Annotated in this window: 13 protein-coding genes; 10 read left to right on the top strand and 3 right to left on the bottom strand. The window is 60.4% G+C overall.

The features are described from left to right. Positions 1-34 precede the first annotated feature (34 nt). The 4 genes from N7E70_RS18210 to N7E70_RS18195 all read left to right on the top strand — a co-directional run bounded on the left by N7E70_RS18210 (position 35) and on the right by N7E70_RS18195 (position 9,927). Positions 35-496 carry a hypothetical protein gene (locus tag N7E70_RS18210; RefSeq protein ID WP_263007218.1) on the top strand — a complete coding sequence of 154 codons (462 nt, stop codon included), beginning with the start codon at positions 35-37 and terminating at the stop codon, positions 494-496. 13 nt (positions 497-509) lie between these two features. Then, the gene (locus tag N7E70_RS18205) at positions 510-3,209 is read left to right on the top strand and encodes a hypothetical protein (RefSeq protein ID WP_263007217.1); all 2,700 of its coding nucleotides are present in this window, start codon (positions 510-512) and stop codon (positions 3,207-3,209) included. Further along, positions 3,196-7,434, top strand: coding sequence for a hypothetical protein (locus N7E70_RS18200; RefSeq protein ID WP_263007216.1), 4,239 nt, complete (start codon positions 3,196-3,198; stop codon positions 7,432-7,434). Before N7E70_RS18205 ends, N7E70_RS18200 begins: the two co-directional genes overlap by 14 nt. Positions 7,435-7,698: 264 nt before the next feature. Next, the gene (locus N7E70_RS18195; protein WP_263007215.1) at positions 7,699-9,927 is read left to right on the top strand and encodes a hypothetical protein; all 2,229 of its coding nucleotides are present in this window, start codon (positions 7,699-7,701) and stop codon (positions 9,925-9,927) included. Between the two features lie 2 nt (positions 9,928-9,929). Here N7E70_RS18195 and N7E70_RS18190 read toward each other — a convergent pair whose 3' ends face one another. Next, positions 9,930-10,751, bottom strand: a complete 822-nt coding sequence (locus tag N7E70_RS18190; protein WP_263007214.1) for a glycerophosphodiester phosphodiesterase — start codon at positions 10,749-10,751, stop codon at positions 9,930-9,932. A gap of 86 nt (positions 10,752-10,837) precedes the next feature. Between N7E70_RS18190 and N7E70_RS18185 the strand changes: the two genes are divergently transcribed. From N7E70_RS18185 to N7E70_RS18160, 6 genes are all read left to right on the top strand, one after another. After that, positions 10,838-11,506 carry a glycoside hydrolase family 108 protein gene (locus N7E70_RS18185; protein ID WP_263007213.1) on the top strand — a complete coding sequence of 223 codons (669 nt, stop codon included), beginning with the start codon at positions 10,838-10,840 and terminating at the stop codon, positions 11,504-11,506. A gap of 1 nt (position 11,507) precedes the next feature. Next, positions 11,508-11,681: a hypothetical protein gene (locus N7E70_RS18180; RefSeq protein WP_263007212.1), complete on the top strand. Its 174-nt coding sequence runs from the start codon at positions 11,508-11,510 to the stop codon at positions 11,679-11,681. 1 nt (position 11,682) lies between these two features. Further along, positions 11,683-11,922, top strand: a complete 240-nt coding sequence (locus N7E70_RS18175; protein WP_263007211.1) for a hypothetical protein — start codon at positions 11,683-11,685, stop codon at positions 11,920-11,922. Beyond that, positions 11,919-12,134, top strand: coding sequence for a hypothetical protein (locus N7E70_RS18170; protein ID WP_263007210.1), 216 nt, complete (start codon positions 11,919-11,921; stop codon positions 12,132-12,134). The genes N7E70_RS18175 and N7E70_RS18170 overlap by 4 nt, the downstream gene beginning before the upstream one ends. Next, the gene (locus tag N7E70_RS18165; protein WP_263007209.1) at positions 12,131-12,385 is read left to right on the top strand and encodes a hypothetical protein; all 255 of its coding nucleotides are present in this window, start codon (positions 12,131-12,133) and stop codon (positions 12,383-12,385) included. Before N7E70_RS18170 ends, N7E70_RS18165 begins: the two co-directional genes overlap by 4 nt. A 507-nt stretch (positions 12,386-12,892) precedes the next feature. Continuing rightward, positions 12,893-14,068, top strand: coding sequence for a hypothetical protein (locus tag N7E70_RS18160; protein ID WP_263007208.1), 1,176 nt, complete (start codon positions 12,893-12,895; stop codon positions 14,066-14,068). A 96-nt stretch (positions 14,069-14,164) separates the two neighbouring features. Here the strand turns inward: N7E70_RS18160 and N7E70_RS18155 are convergent, their stop codons facing one another. Both N7E70_RS18155 and N7E70_RS18150 read right to left on the bottom strand, forming a co-directional pair. Further along, the gene (locus N7E70_RS18155; RefSeq protein ID WP_263007207.1) at positions 14,165-14,368 is read right to left on the bottom strand and encodes a hypothetical protein; all 204 of its coding nucleotides are present in this window, start codon (positions 14,366-14,368) and stop codon (positions 14,165-14,167) included. Continuing rightward, complete coding sequence (locus N7E70_RS18150) at positions 14,369-14,662, bottom strand: ribbon-helix-helix protein, CopG family (protein ID WP_263007206.1); 294 nt, start codon at positions 14,660-14,662, stop codon at positions 14,369-14,371. Positions 14,663-14,718: the final 56 nt, after the last annotated feature.

Genomic DNA, 14,718 nt, shown 5'->3' with positions numbered 1-14,718 from the left:
AATCGGCACCATAGCGAGCATCGGCGGGACGATCATGTCCGTTGCCGGGGCCATGCAAGAGGGCCGCGAGCAGAAGGCCCGTTTCCAGTACGAGCAGAAGGTCGCCGCGATGCAGGCGGACGAGGCGGCAGCGGCAAGCCAGCGCGACGCCATGGCCCGCTACCGCGAAGGCAAGCACCTGCTTTCGCAGCAGCAGGCGGCCATTGCCGGCTCAGGTGGCAACATGACCGATCCGTCGGTCATCAAGATCATGGGCGACACTGCCGAGCGGGTGGAACTGGCCGCCGAAACCGACATCTACAAGGGAGAGCAGCAGGCGCGCGGTTACAACGACGCCGCCAAGGTCGCCGGCTACAACGCCGAAAGCGCCATGCGCGCGGCGCGCATCCGGGCGGCGGGCAACCTCTTCTCCGGCATGTCATCGATGTTCAGCCGGTTTGGCGAGAGCAACAAGAAAACCCAGACCTCGACGTCCGTCTCTCTCCCGTATGGCTAATGGTGAATAGCGCATGGTGAACATTCCTACCGCCCGAGACGTCGCGTACAACAACCCGCGTTCGGGCCGCATTGCCAATTCCGGGCCGACGCCCATGGTCGGCGCTGCGATGCAGGACGCCGGCCAGGCCGTCGTACGGGCGAGCTACAGCCTGTTCGACCTCGCCGACCGCGAGAAGATCGACGTCGCCAACGACCGTTCCAACGCGGTTTCGACCAGCCTGACGAAGTTTCTCGCCGATGAGGAACAGCGTTTCCTCAAGGCTCGCGAAGAAAGCTCGGAAAGCGGTATCGGCTTCACGCGCCAGTTCATGGAAGGCCACCAGCAGCGCGCCAACGATTTTGCGAAAGCCAATTTCGAGGGCCTGACCAAGGACGCCCAGACAGGCTACCTGAACAACATCCTGTCGCGTGGCAACGCACTGTTCGAGAAGGCCGACGACTACGAGCGCAAGGCGAAGGGTGCCTATTACGACCGCACGACGAACACGAACCTGGACAGCTACCGAACGCAGATCCAGAACAATGCCGCCGGCTTCGAGGATTTGAAACGTCAAGGCTTGGAAGCGATCAACTCGGCGAATATGCCGGAGCCGTGGAAGGCTGAACGCCGCCAGAAGTGGGAGGCCGATGCAGCCGAAAGCAAATGGCGCTGGAAGTTTCAGCAGGATCCACAGACCGCAATCCGCGACATCAAGGGCATTAAGGTCGACACGAAGGGACTTGCGGGCGCCATCCAGCAGACCGCGCAGCAGCTCGGGATTGACCCTGTCGATCTGGCGACGGTCATGTCCTACGAGACGGGCGGCACGTTTGACCCATGGATCAAGGGGCCGACGACCAAATGGGGCACCCATCGCGGGCTGATCCAGTGGGGCGAGCCGCAGGCGGCGAAGTATGGCGTCACCAAGGATATGCCGATCGAGCAGCAGGTTGCTGCTGCCGGCCAGTATCTGCGTGATGCCGGCGTTAAGCCGGGTATGGGGTTGATCGACATCTATTCTGCGATCAATGCCGGCGCACCTGGGCGATACGACCGCTCGGACTATAAGGCCGGCGGCGCGCCTGGCACGGTTGCCGACAAGGTCAAGTTCCAGATGGAGGGCCATAAGCAGAAGGCTGCAGCGCTGTTGGGTGGAACCTACACGCCTGCACCCGGTGACCCTGATCTCGACGCGATCCCGCACGACCGCCGTGACCAATTGGCCTCATGGGGCGAGACGGAATACAGTCAGCAGGTCACGCAGCAGCGCGCGGCGGCAAAGGACAACTACAGCCTTCTGATCAAGACCGAACCCGACCAGGTGCGGGAGAGTGTCATCCTAGCCGACACGACGCTCGACAACGGCGACAAGGCCGAATTGATTGGAGCTCTGCGCACCGCGCAGAAAGACAGTGGCGACGTCAATGCCATGATCAAGGCCATGGCGAGCGGCGACGTCTCGGTGAACTCGTTCGACAACGACCAGACCAAGGTTGCCGACAAGACCTACGACCAGTTGATCGCCCGGGCCGAAGATGCTGACCAGCAACAGGCCATCACGTCCGATTTCATCGACCGCACCAAATACATCCCCAAGACCGTTCAGGCCATGGTTCGCCAGGGTGTGGCGTCGACCGATCCGGCGACTTTCGCGAAGGCCATGTCAGCGGCCGACGCCGTCGAGCGTATTGCGCCCATCTCGTTCGGGGCTTTCGAAGGCGGCGCACAGGCGCGCGACAAGCTGGCCGTATTCCGGCACCTGGTCAACGACCGGGGCCTCAGCGGCGAGGAAGCAGCGACCCGCATTATCGCCATGGCCGATCCGGCGGTGAAGGCCAAACGGGAAGTGCTCAAGCCGGAGCTTCAGAAGTTCGTCAAAGACCTCACGGTTGCTGACGTGACTGCCATGTATGACCCAAGCATCTTCACCGCGGAGCCCGGCGCTGGCATCGTTCCCGATCACCCGGTCGGCCTGTTGGCCGAGTACCGAGAGATTGCCGAAGAAAAGTTCTACGAGATGGGCGGCGATGCTGGTTCGGCAAAGGCGGCAGCACTCGCCGACCTGAAGACCCGTTGGAACGTCAGCAACATTTCGGGCAAGCCGAACCTGATGCGTATGCCACCCGAGCTGCACTATCCGGCAGTTGGCGACACGCAGGATTATCTGCGCGAAGATGCCATGAAGACCGCCAGCGACTACGCCGCCAAGCTCGGCCGGAAAGTCGAGAACGTTGCGATCCTGGCGAGTGACAAGACCCGCGCCGACATCGAGGCCGGCGGCGTCAAAGCAGGCAGGCCACCACGCTATCGCCTGTTCTATCAATACACCGAGGGCGGCCAGGTACAGTACGATGAAGTCCTTGGCCCGCCGTGGGGTGTTAAAGCCGCCACCATTAAGGAGCTGAGCGATAAGGCCACAGGCGAGGCTAAGGAGCGCTTCCTAGCGACCCGTGGGCGCAATGACGCGGCCAACGACGCCGAACGCGCTGGCGAGGCTGCTGCTGCCCGTGCGCTTGATGAAACTGTCGGTCCTGACTGGATGAAGGCGCGAGCCGCAGAAGGTGCACGCGAACTCGGCCGGTCGGAAGCAGCCACCATCCGCCGCCGGCCGCCTGATGTGCCGGCAGCACCTGGACCAATCATTGATCCCAAGACGCTGCCTGACAGTCCGGGCATGGCGCGAAAGCGCACGATCGACAAAGCTGTGTGGGGTGACGATGCCGCAGATTGAGTATCCCGATGAGCGTCCGGCGCTCGGCACCTTCCGTGCGCTGGACTACACCCCAGAAGAGCCGGAGATTGCCCCTGACACCATGTCCATCCTGGGTGCGGCGTGGCGGCAAGACCACACCATCGGGTCGGCCAGCAACAACAAGATGGCCGGGATTGACCGGGCAACGCGAGACGGGCTCACCGGCGAAGAGGTCTGGAGCGAAATCCAGGGCACGCCCTATGAGCAGCATTGGGACCGGCTCGCCGGCGTCTTCAACCGGCGTGCCTTCACGGCGCTGAAAAGCCAGATCGACATGGAGCGGGAAGACCGGCGCATTCTTGATGCTGGCGGATGGACTGCCCTGGGAGCGCAGTTTGGCGTGTCATTGTTCGATTGGCCTTCCCTGCTGCCGGGCGGCGCTCTGGTGAAGGGCGCGACGACTGGTGCAACCATCGCGCGGACCGCTGTCTCAACCGGCCTTGCCGGCGCGCTTGGTGCTGGTGTGTCGGAATTCGCATTGCAGGCGACACAGGAGACGCGGCCTCTCGAAGAAAGCGTCCTTGCCATTGGCGGCGGTGCGGTTCTGGGCACGCTGCTCGGCTCCAGCGTCGGCGCGCTGTTCTCTGCCGCCGAACGTAAGGCAGCGCTGGCCTCGGTTGATCGTGTCAGGGCACAGCCTGACGACGACGGCGCGGCGCTGGCTGACTTCCGGGCTGGCTTGGCTGAGGGGCAGAGCGCTGGCGCTGCTGCAGTCGAAAAGCCAGTGCTTGAAGACTACGCCATTGCCAACGGCGCCAAGGCGGTCGGTAAGGCTACAGCGCAACTGAACCCGCTAACGCGGGCTGCTCACAGCCCGTCGGCGGTGCATCGGGCGAACATGGCCGATATCGCAGAGACGGGCTATTACCTCGAAAAGAATGTGCGCGGCGAAGGCAACCTGGCCGTCGAAAGCGCCGTGAAATACTGGGACCGGGGCGCGCTGACCAAGGGCCTGGAGGAAACGCAGGCCATCTACGCCGAAGCACGCAAGACAGCTGATTTCGACATGACGCCGGAAGAGTTCCGGACGGCCGTCAGCAAGGCCATGCGCCGGGGTGACGTCGGCGACAACGACGTCATCAGCAAGGCTGCATCGGTCTGGCGCGAAAGGCTTTTCGAGCCGTTGAAGCAGGCGGCAATCGAGGTCGGCTTGCTGCCGGCGGACGTGAACGTCAAAACCGCAGTCTCCTACCTGACCCGCATCTGGAATTCGCCGCGGCTGAATGCCGGTGAAGCCCGCTTCAAAAGCATCGTTGGCCCATGGATTGATGAGCAGCTTGCGCAACTCGAGTTCAAGGCGGACGAGATCCGGATCGGCAACAAGATTGTCGATGCCGACAAGCAGCGTGAAGCGCTGACCAAAGCGACCGATCGGCTCGAAGGCCTGGAAGATCGACTGACCCAACGGCGCGGCATTCGTGATCGCAAGGCCGCTTCGCTGGAAGGGTTGCGCAAGACCCGCCTCGATGTGCTGAAAGAGCGCGCGCCGGCCGATCTGGTGAAGCGCCTTCGGAACATGGACGAAAACGCGGTCATGGTGGATGCGGTCAAGGAAGTCCGCAAAGCCGAGCGCGCCGCAGGCCGCAAGCAGTCCTTCGGCGAGCGCAGCCCGGTTCTGGCGCTGATCAGGAGCAAGGGCGGTGTCCGTATCGGCTCCAAGCTCGACCAAGCCTTGCGGGCAATGGACGTCACCCCGAAGACGCATCCCGGCATGTTCAGGAAGGAAGGCGGCATCGGCGACCTCGACAACTTCGTCCAGGCTGAAGACGCCATGTTCGCGAACCTGCCGGGCGACGGCGCCGGCTATGTCGACGCAAACGCTGTGCTTGACGCGATCCGCGGCGAACTGGCTGGGGTGCCGCTGCGCACCGCCGACGAAGATGCTGCAGCCGCACTGCTCGACAACCTCGACAAGGTGGCCGCGAAGTGGCTGGAAGACGTCGGCCTGTCGCCGAATGCGTCGGTCAAGGAAGTCCGCGATTTCATCGATCGCGTGACTGGAGCCGAAAAAAATCTCGATGGCATGGACAGCCGCATCTCCCGGCTCGAAAGCGAACTGGCCGACTTCGACGCGGCCGGCGACAAGCTGATCAACGAACGCGAGATTTCGGCCATGGAAGCCCGCACGTTGAGCGAGGGCCTGACCAAGCTGGAGCTAGAGTTAGACGGGGTGCGCGACCTCGCCAACGCCTCGCCGCGTGTCAGCCTGGTCGTCGACTATGCCACGACCAAGCGCGACCTGTTCAAGGCGAAGCTGGCCGAGCGTTCATTGCGCAAGCGCGTTGAGGCGCTGAAGCGCATGGACGCCGAAGGCAAAGCGAATGACGACATGCTGGCCGAGTTGGCCGCGAAGTCGGTGGACCTCGAGCGGATGCAGGCCGATATCGGCGGGCTGAAGGTGAAGGCCGACAAGCTCGAACCCATGGTGCCGAAGGTCAAACAGGAGATCCCCGAGTTTGTCTCGCCACAGGACCGGGCCGACTACGTCAACGAAATCGTCAACGACATCTTCAACCAGCTAACCGGTCGGGCAAATCAAGGCATGCCGTCCTATGACATGGTGATGTCGTCGCGCGGGCCGCTGAAGGAACGCACCTTCAACATCCCCGATCATCTCATCGAAGAGTTCCTTGAACACGACATTGAAATGATTGCCCGGCGCTATGCCCGCGTCATGGCCGCCGACGTCGAGCTGACACGCATGGATCAGCGTCATGGCGGCCCCGGCAAGCCGACACTGCAAACGCAGCTCGATCGTCTGAAGGACGACTACCGGTCACTGCGAGAGCAGGTCGAAGCTTCCGACCTGGACGCGGACGCGAAGGCCAAGGAACTCAAAAGGCTCAAAAACCGCGAGCAAAGCGATGTTGAGGACTTTTCCAGCGTCCGCGATCTGCTGCGCGGCCAGTACAAGGTCGACAGCCAGCACACCAACTTTGCCCGTGTCCTGCGCACCGCCGGCACGTTCAATTTCATCCGCCAGCTTGGCGGCGTTCTCGTCTCGTCCCTGACTGACGCGGTTCGCCCTGCAATGGTCCACGGCCTGGGCCGCTACATGGGCGAAGGCATCGCGCCGCTTCTCAACAATCTTAAGGCGGTCAAACTCGCCGTCGAGGACGCCAAGCTCGTCGGCGCCGTGACCGAACGGACGCTGCAGTCGCGCATTGCGACGATGGCCGAACTTGCCGATCCGTATGCACAGAACAGCCCGTTCGAGCGCCTGATCGACAACATGGGCAGCACGTTTTCGCGCATGACGCTCCTGCCGTTCTGGAACGACATGCACAAGTCGATTGCCTCGGTGTTGGTGCAGAACCGCATCCTGAAAAACGCCGCCCTCGGAGACTATGCCAAGCTCGCTCCAGACGAGCGCCGGTACATGGGCTTCCTTGGCATCGACGAACACATGGCTGAGCGGATCGCCAGGCAGTTCGACCAGTTCGGCCAGGTCGACGGCAACGTCCACATTCCCGGTATAGAGCGGTGGGACGACGAAGGCGCGCGCCGTGCATTTGCTGGCGGCCTCAACAAGGACGTCGACAGCATCATCGTCACCAAGAGCGTGGCCGACGTTCCGTTGTTCGCGCACACTCCAACGGGCCGGGCGCTGCTGCAGTTCAAGACCTTCGCCATCGCGTCGAACCAGCGTGTTCTGATGCGCGGGCTTCAGGACGGGCCCGGCTCGATGGTCACGGGCATCCTTGGAATGTCGACGCTGGGAATGGCCGCTTACTACTTCAAGCAGAAGGAGAGCGGCCGGGAGCTTTCAAACAACCCCGGCACATGGATTGCCGAGGGTTTTGAGCGCTCTGGCATTCTGTCGGTCGGCATGGAGATCAACAACACCTGGGAAAAAATCGGCGGGCCGGGTTTCTTTGCGCTCGCCTCAGCGACAGGACGTCTCGCGGTTCCCGGCGCCGATGGTCGCCAGCCGGCATCTCGATATGCCAACCGTGACGCTTTCGGCGCGCTCCTTGGCCCATCTTTCCAGTTGGGCACTGACGCGGCGCAACTGCTGAGCGTTCCCGCGCGGGGCTTGTCTGGCAATCTCGATGTTGGGGCGGCCGACGTTGGAAGGGCAACGGGAATGATCCCGTTTGCCACATTGCCATACTGGCGCTGGATCCTCGAAGGCGGCTTCAATATGGACGAATGGAGCGGCTTCAAAGGTGTTGAGCCTTCCCTGAAGGAAATGGCCGACTAGCAGTTGTCGGCTAGGGTCATACCCCGAGGACCGCAGTCACCACCCGGCCCCCACTTCGTTGGCATCAAACCGGTTGCGCCCGCGACGATCAAGAAAAGAAACGTTGCCAAGAATATCGCCAGGAAGACGCCGCCCCACGGGGCCGCATCCCTGAGATGAAGCCACGCAAGCTCAAGTTTCCCTGCGGGTTTGCCCATTGAAAGCCCATCCCAAACCGACCTGAACAGCTCGCCACGGCGGGCCGCTTTCCGTTGAGGATAAATCATGGCCACAGAATTTGACAACTCGCTGCATTGGGGCTTCTTCCTCACCGGCACCACCCTGACCAGTGAGACGGGAAAATACGTCCGCGTGTCAGACCTGGTGCTGTCTGCACTGCGCGCTGCCGGGGTCTTCAGCAACATGGTTGACGGCATCGTCGCGCCGGCAACAGACAAGCTCTGGCTCGACAAGAATTTCGATCCTGCTGTCCTGAAGGAATGGGACGCGACCGGGGCGTCCTGGGTGCCGATGACCTATGGCAGGCTGTTCGGCCGCGCCGCCGTCGACAAGCTCACCGTGACCGGCGGCACGGGCAACGCTGTCGTGGTTTCCCAGCCGGTAGGGTTCCAGGCGGATCGGCTTTACCTGATGACGCCCTCGGCCGACAACAGCGCCGCGACGACGATCACTGTCTCCGGTGTTGGTACCTACGCCGCAAAATATGGTGACGGCTCCGACCTCGGCTCAACCGAGTTCACGACCGGAAGGCAGACAGTGCTGTTCTTCACCGGCTCGCGCTTTGAAGTGATCTTCCCGCTCAGCGAGCTTTCGTCCGCTGTTCTGGCTGCGCAGGCTGCGGCCGAGGCCGCAGCATCATCGGTGAAGGGCTTTGACCCTGATGGTGATGCCACAGTCGCCCGCGCTCAGCTCTCCGGGCCAGACTATAACCCGGCATTGGCAGACACATATTTCAGCTTGGTGCGAGGCTCGACGGGAACACCGGACACCCGTCGAGCTCCTGTTGTTGGGGCAAAGAAGATTTCGGGGGCTTCCGGTTCTGGCCTCAATCCTACTGCGTATTACATGGCCGAGAAGCGCACTGATGACGCGAATACGTCGGCGACCGGGGTCTACGGCTATGCAATCGACTATGCGGGATCGGCAGGCAACACGACCTTTATCGAAGGTATCCGTGGCGGCGCCGTGCTGGCCACTGGCAGCGTCAACGGTGTTGCAACTGGCGGCGTCTTCGCGGTCGCGTGCTCTCTGGGCATTCTTTACGACACTATGGTTGGCGTCGAAGGCGATGTCATCCAGAACTCCGGTGTGGATGCCCCGTTCAACGAAAGTTTCAGCAAGTCGAGTTTCTCGGCGGCCTTCCTCGCGACGTCCAATTTCGGGACTAACAACCCAGATGTGGCGTTCTTGGTCAATCCTTGGCAGGAAGCGAACACTGCGTTCATGTGCGGTTTCTTCGTTCCACAGGACAGTGTCGACGCAACCAACGGCGTGGCCTTCTCATCGGATGCCACGGCAAAAGTCGGCATGGATCTGAGCCGAGGAACGTTTTCCAACGGCGCAATCAAGATCCCAAACGGCGCATCAATCCGTGCAATGAACGGCGCTGGCACGCTGACCCTGAACATCATCTACCTGACTTCTGGAAACAAGCTCGTTCTGGGGCAGGAGGCGACTGGGACTCAGGTCAACATCGACGGCACGATGACGGATCTAAAGCCGAGCCGGGAAAAGCTATTAGCGCATCGAACGTATTATGTCCGCACTGACGGCAACGATGCCAATACCGGGCTTGCTGATACGGCCGGTGCGGCCTTCCTAACCATTCAAAAGGCTGCGACAGTCGCTCAGGGGCTGGACGCCAACGGCTTTACCATCACTATCCAGGTTGGAGACGGGACGTACACGGTTGGCGCTACATTTAGGGGGCCGGTGCCCGGATCGACCGCCGACCCAGCGGTGACGATCAAAGGTAACTCTGGCACGCCAGGAAACGTCGTCATCAACGCCTCAAGCGGCTACTGCTTCATCGCGCAGTGGGGCGCCAGGATCCGCGTGCAAGATATGGAGCTGAGGAACTCTGCCGCTGGTGCTTGTCTCTACGCGCGTGGCGGCACGATCTGTTTCGCCAATATCCGCTTCGGCACATCGACTGGTGGGCACATCGAGGCAAACATCAACGGCGAAATCTACAACTCGGGGAACTACTCGATCGTCGGCGGAGCCGTGTCTCACATTCATGCGCCTGCCAGCGGGAACATCGCCGTCACATCGGCGACCGTCACCCTGACGGGCACGCCAGCATTCAGCGCGTATTTTGCTGGTGCCGCAGCGGGTGTCATCTCGATTACCAGCGTTACCTATTCAGGCTCTGCGACAGGAACGCGCTATTTGTCCCACAAGGGCGGGCTTATCGACACGGGTGGCGGCGGGGCAACGTTCCTCCCAGGCAATGCTGCGGGGAGTGTCGCTACCAATGGTCAGTATCTTTAAGATCAGTTCTGGCCGAGAAAATCGCTTCGCACGGTTAGGGCCGCGTCCGCACCAGCGTTCACGAGATTACGCAATGACTGCGCCGGATCAGGGTCTGGGCGTGGCCAACTGCCGTGAACGAAGAATGTGACGGTCAGATTTCGTGCGTGAGCCGCCGCAACAAACTCATCGACTGGCTCGTCGGATAGTGGGGACTGGATCATTATCCCGTCCAGACCGCTGGATGCGATCACGTCGAGGGTCCCGAGCGGGATGTTCGCTGCGAAGTCGTACTTCTTCAGGACGACAGGCGAGCGCGGGTACGCGGCTTTGTAGGCATTGCCTTGCTCGATATCATAAACTGAGAATGAGAGGTGATCCTCGCTGATCCCTGAACGCTCAATAGCCTTTTGCATCTCAGGCAAGTGTGACTGGTGGACCCGGGTATCTAGCAGCGCAATCCCTTTGTCACCATTGGCCGCCAGCGCATCGGTCAGGGTGGGCACTCGAACATCTCGACCTTGCCAAGCACCAATCACTGTCGCTGTCACTTCTTTGGCGGGAAGGTTGGTGATCTTCCGTTTCGTGCCATCAACAAGCTTGACGCTGTCGTCATGGCTCAGAACCGGAGTGCCATCATTCAATATTAGCGTGTCCAGTTCGATGCCATCGTACCCTAACTCATAGGCGTAACTGATTGCCTCGACCGAGTTTCCCACGGGACGATGATCGTCATAGGTGACGTTCTGCCCCCAAGCGAACAGCTTGATCTTGCTTTCTGCTGTGGCCGGTGAAATCGGCATCAGTATCAAGGCGGCGATCGCCAGCAATCGAATACGCTTCATCTAACCTTTCCCCGTCCAATCCTGATCGCTCCGCATAACTCTGCGTCAGGGGCGGGTCAACGCGACACCCACAATGGAGCATCACCATGGACCGCAATTTCCCGCGGGCGCTTTCGCTCGTCCTGAAACATGAAGGGGGCTGGTCGGATCATCCGGCCGATCCCGGCGGCGCCACCATGAAGGGGGTGACGCTGGCGAATTTCCGCCGCTACGTGAAGCCTGATGCAACCAAGGACGATCTGCGCAAGATCACCGACGCGCAGTTGGCCACTGTCTACCGCCGCTACTACTGGGACGCGGTGCATGGCGCCGAGCTTCCCGACGGCATCGACTATGCCGTGTTCGACTTCGCCGTGAACAGCGGACCGGGCAGGGCTGCCAAGTACCTGCAGGGCGTCGTCGGTGTCGTGCAGGACGGCCGGATCGGGCCGGCAACTCTTGCCGCAACCAGAGCCATGATGCGCGCGACGGTTATCAACGACCTCTGCGACAAGCGCATGAAGTTCCTGCGCAGCCTCAAGACCTGGCCGACCTTCGGCAGGGGCTGGACCTCCCGCGTCTCCGGCGTCCGCTCCGAGGCCCTGAAGATGGCCGCGCCAAACGTCGGCGAGGGCGTCAAGTCAAAGCCCTCAATGCCCGCGCCTTCCAAACCCGCGCCCGCGCAGCATCCCGCCGAACCGGCGAAGGGTCTGCACTTCATCCTCCAACTCATCGCCAAGGCGCTGGCCGCACTCTTCTCTCGAAAGGAACACTGACATGCGCAAGTATTCGAAATTCTTCGTCGCACTGTTCGGTATCGGTGCGCTCATCGGCCTTCGGCATTACGAGGTCGATATCCCTGGTCTGGACGCGATTGTCCGCGATCTGATCGTCGGTGCTCTTGTGGCCGGCGGTGTCTATCAGGTCCCCAACCAATCGGCGGATCAGTGAGATGACGGCACTGGTCCTTTCTGTCCTCTCCAACCCGACGCTGCTGGCGATCATGGGTGGCCTGTTGGCTGTGCTGGTCGCGTTCCTGAAGGGCAACAGCCGGGGTGCCCGCCTCGAGCGCGAGAAGCAAGCCAAGGCCGAGCAGAAGGCGAGGGACATCGCCGACGACGTGCAGTCCGATGTCGGCGCAATGTCGGCCGATCAGGTGCGCGCCGAGCTCACTAAGAGGACAAGGCCATGAAGCGCCGGCTGCTCGACCTGATCACCCGTAACCTGCTGCTGATCGTCGTCCTGACCGGCGCGGCCGCATGCACAACGCCTCGAGGCAGCATCTGCCTGGGGCCCGACCTCCGCTATCGGCAGGAGGTCTACGACGCAATGAATGAAGCCGAAGTAGCCAGGCACCTGGCAGCTCTCAAAATGCGCGAGGAACTATGCGGGAGGATGCCATGACGTCGACGGATAACAGCGACGCTGACCTCCGGGCCCGCGTTACGGCGCTGGAACACTGGCGTACCCAGCGGGAGATTGCCGAGGCCCGCAAGGATGAGCAGTGGAAACACATGGATCAGCGCTTCACTGACCTCGACAAGAAGATCGACGGGCTCAACGGCACGTTGACCTGGATCGTCCGTCTGATCATCGGCGGCATTATCTCGGGCATCGTGGCGTTCATGCTTTCCGGAGGTTTCCGGGCACTCTGACCACTGTTCACTATTGGCTGCCCCGCTGTCGAAAGGGGGCATTTGCCTTCGGACTTAACAGAAGGCCCCCTATTCATTGTCGAGCCAAATGATGCTATGAGCTCGCCAAGGGTAGGGGGAAGTATTGTTTAATCCAGATATTCCGGCCAAATGTCCGCCAAGTGACGCCGAGCCAGCAAACACAAAAATATACAGGCAGGTGAATGAGCTTCCAATTTGTGAAGAACATTTTCTGTCACATGTGGAAATGAAGAAGGGCCGATACGATCGAGAGAATTGCGAGCATTGGGGTTGCTCAGTATGGATCGACAAAGAGGGTGTCGAGCACGCCCGTTCCCTCATTCCTCATTTCAGACAGACATACATCATAGCAGGAGACGTTGACCACAATGACGGCGTGATCAAGCACACGCCAAACCAAAAGCAGGATCGACATTATACCTTCTGGAAATTCTTCGGGCACGGCATATGCGCGAAGTTCCAAGTAGCTTTAAGGCCGAATGAGGAATGGACGTGATGTGGACGCCAGATAAGCCATATCAAAGCGCCAAGCACCTAGGCCCTATCAATCCTGAGCGCGTCCTCTACGAGTTCGAAGAGCCCCTGATTTTCACTGCAAAGTTGGGATTATCAGATCTGCTTTTTCTGAAAGTGTCGGAAGTCCAGGGGCGCAACCTCTATCTTGCGACTTCGATCTATTCGCATGTACTCGAGGCGGTTGATAGCGGTGTTCTGTCGCTTCGTGGCGCAATGCAGAGTGGCCCATGCTTTATGGTGGAGATGGCTACCGCAACCGAGGTTTTAAAGTATTGGGAGTGCATGCCCGACGAGATTCCCGAAGAGCTGTTGCCTAAGAGAAGTGTGGGATTGATCCCAGGCGTTGAATGGGTGGCTGATACTTTCGAGCAAATCAGTGCATTCTTCTCGGTGCGGTTCTCGGGGCAAGATCTGACGCGCGATACCATGTCATTTCAGACGTTCAAGAAGCTTGTCGATGGCGTCTATGACGCAGCGCGCCGAATGTTTGCCCCGCCGGGGCTAGAGAAGGCCAAGAGTGCGACCTTCGACTTCCGCATACACGAACCTGCTTTCGGTTCGTTGATCCTGACGATCGACAAACCCGAACTTCATCCGGGTAACATCAGGCGACACCTCAAGAAGCCCGACCTTGATATGCGACACGTTCGGGAGGGATTTGCAAACAGGAAGGATGAGTTCTTCAAGGAGATTGGTCTCGTTGTCGGTCTTGCGCGAGTGGCGGAGTTGAGTACCGCGACCGCTGATGAGCATATCGGCATACTCGGGCAGGTTGTCGGATTGCTGCCAGGCGATGGCACCGAGTTTTCCAAGGTAGAGTTCAACGGCGAGATTGGCGGTGAACGTCAGTCGGTCGTGATTGAGGAGGCCACGGCTAACCGCCTTCGTCGAGCGCATGAGGTCGCTTCCGGCACTCATCGTAGCATCGACGGGGAAATTACGATTACCAATGCGAACAGCAACACCTTCGTTGTGAGGCATGCGGGGGGGCGTCAGATTACTTGCCACATAGGTGCCGCTGATTTCGATATTCTGGTCAACGACAATCGCTTTAGAAGCCAGACTGAAGTGAAGGTTACGGGCCGCTTCTATCGCCGCTCTCACCGCGACTTCATGGAATTGGATCGGCTGCCTGAGTTCATTTAGTCAGGCTTACTTCCTGTTTCTGCCGGACGTCATCGGCAGTGGAACACATGGATCAGCGCTTCACAGACCTCACCCCGCTGCCGAAAGGTGGCGGGGCTATTCTTTGTTTCGGAGCCGCGCAAGCTGCTCCTCGATGTCTGCCACTGATTTGCGGGTCTCGATCAGTGTCTTTTCGGTGATGTCGTGCATCGGCCTCCCCGGCTCTTGGCTGCGGAACACGACGCCATTGCGTTCGATCTGTTCGACCAGGTCGCGTCTGATCTTCAGCTCGCCTTCGAGCCACGCAATTAGATGTTTCATTCAAGCGCTCCCGTCCACTTCGCCGTCTTCCTCAAGCGCCCGCACCGGCAGATACCCGCCAGTTTCTAACCATTCGCGGATCATGATGCGGAGTAGGTTGTGCCTAGTCATACTCAGTTCGGCTGCTAGCGCAGCCACCGCCTCGTCGACATCATGGCCGAGGGCGAGCCCCTCAGTGTTGCGCAGCCAGATCGCAGACCGACGCAATATGATCTGGAGATCGGCACGGTTGATATCCGCGATCTGGTTAGCTGCGTCTTCGAGCTCGTCGGCGAAGTCGATGAGGTTGGTCATTTGCGCTAACCTAGCATACAAATGGCGTCCAATATCTTCGACATGAGCTTGTCGCG

This window comes from Aminobacter sp. NyZ550 (genome assembly GCF_025628925.2).
In the GTDB taxonomy this organism is placed as follows: domain Bacteria; phylum Pseudomonadota; class Alphaproteobacteria; order Rhizobiales; family Rhizobiaceae; genus Aminobacter; species Aminobacter ciceronei.
This window is presented reverse-complemented; position numbering and strand designations above follow the sequence as displayed.

Coding starts and splice junctions, on each gene's coding strand:
- N7E70_RS18210 (WP_263007218.1), top strand. CDS start 35: ATGTCCGTTGCCGGGGCCATGCAAGAGGGCCGCGAGCAGAAGGCCCGT.
- N7E70_RS18205 (WP_263007217.1), top strand. CDS start 510: ATGGTGAACATTCCTACCGCCCGAGACGTCGCGTACAACAACCCGCGT.
- N7E70_RS18200 (WP_263007216.1), top strand. CDS start 3,196: ATGCCGCAGATTGAGTATCCCGATGAGCGTCCGGCGCTCGGCACCTTC.
- N7E70_RS18195 (WP_263007215.1), top strand. CDS start 7,699: ATGGCCACAGAATTTGACAACTCGCTGCATTGGGGCTTCTTCCTCACC.
- N7E70_RS18190 (WP_263007214.1), bottom strand. CDS start 10,751: ATGAAGCGTATTCGATTGCTGGCGATCGCCGCCTTGATACTGATGCCG.
- N7E70_RS18185 (WP_263007213.1), top strand. CDS start 10,838: ATGGACCGCAATTTCCCGCGGGCGCTTTCGCTCGTCCTGAAACATGAA.
- N7E70_RS18180 (WP_263007212.1), top strand. CDS start 11,508: ATGCGCAAGTATTCGAAATTCTTCGTCGCACTGTTCGGTATCGGTGCG.
- N7E70_RS18175 (WP_263007211.1), top strand. CDS start 11,683: ATGACGGCACTGGTCCTTTCTGTCCTCTCCAACCCGACGCTGCTGGCG.
- N7E70_RS18170 (WP_263007210.1), top strand. CDS start 11,919: ATGAAGCGCCGGCTGCTCGACCTGATCACCCGTAACCTGCTGCTGATC.
- N7E70_RS18165 (WP_263007209.1), top strand. CDS start 12,131: ATGACGTCGACGGATAACAGCGACGCTGACCTCCGGGCCCGCGTTACG.
- N7E70_RS18160 (WP_263007208.1), top strand. CDS start 12,893: ATGGACGTGATGTGGACGCCAGATAAGCCATATCAAAGCGCCAAGCAC.
- N7E70_RS18155 (WP_263007207.1), bottom strand. CDS start 14,368: ATGAAACATCTAATTGCGTGGCTCGAAGGCGAGCTGAAGATCAGACGC.
- N7E70_RS18150 (WP_263007206.1), bottom strand. CDS start 14,662: ATGACCAACCTCATCGACTTCGCCGACGAGCTCGAAGACGCAGCTAAC.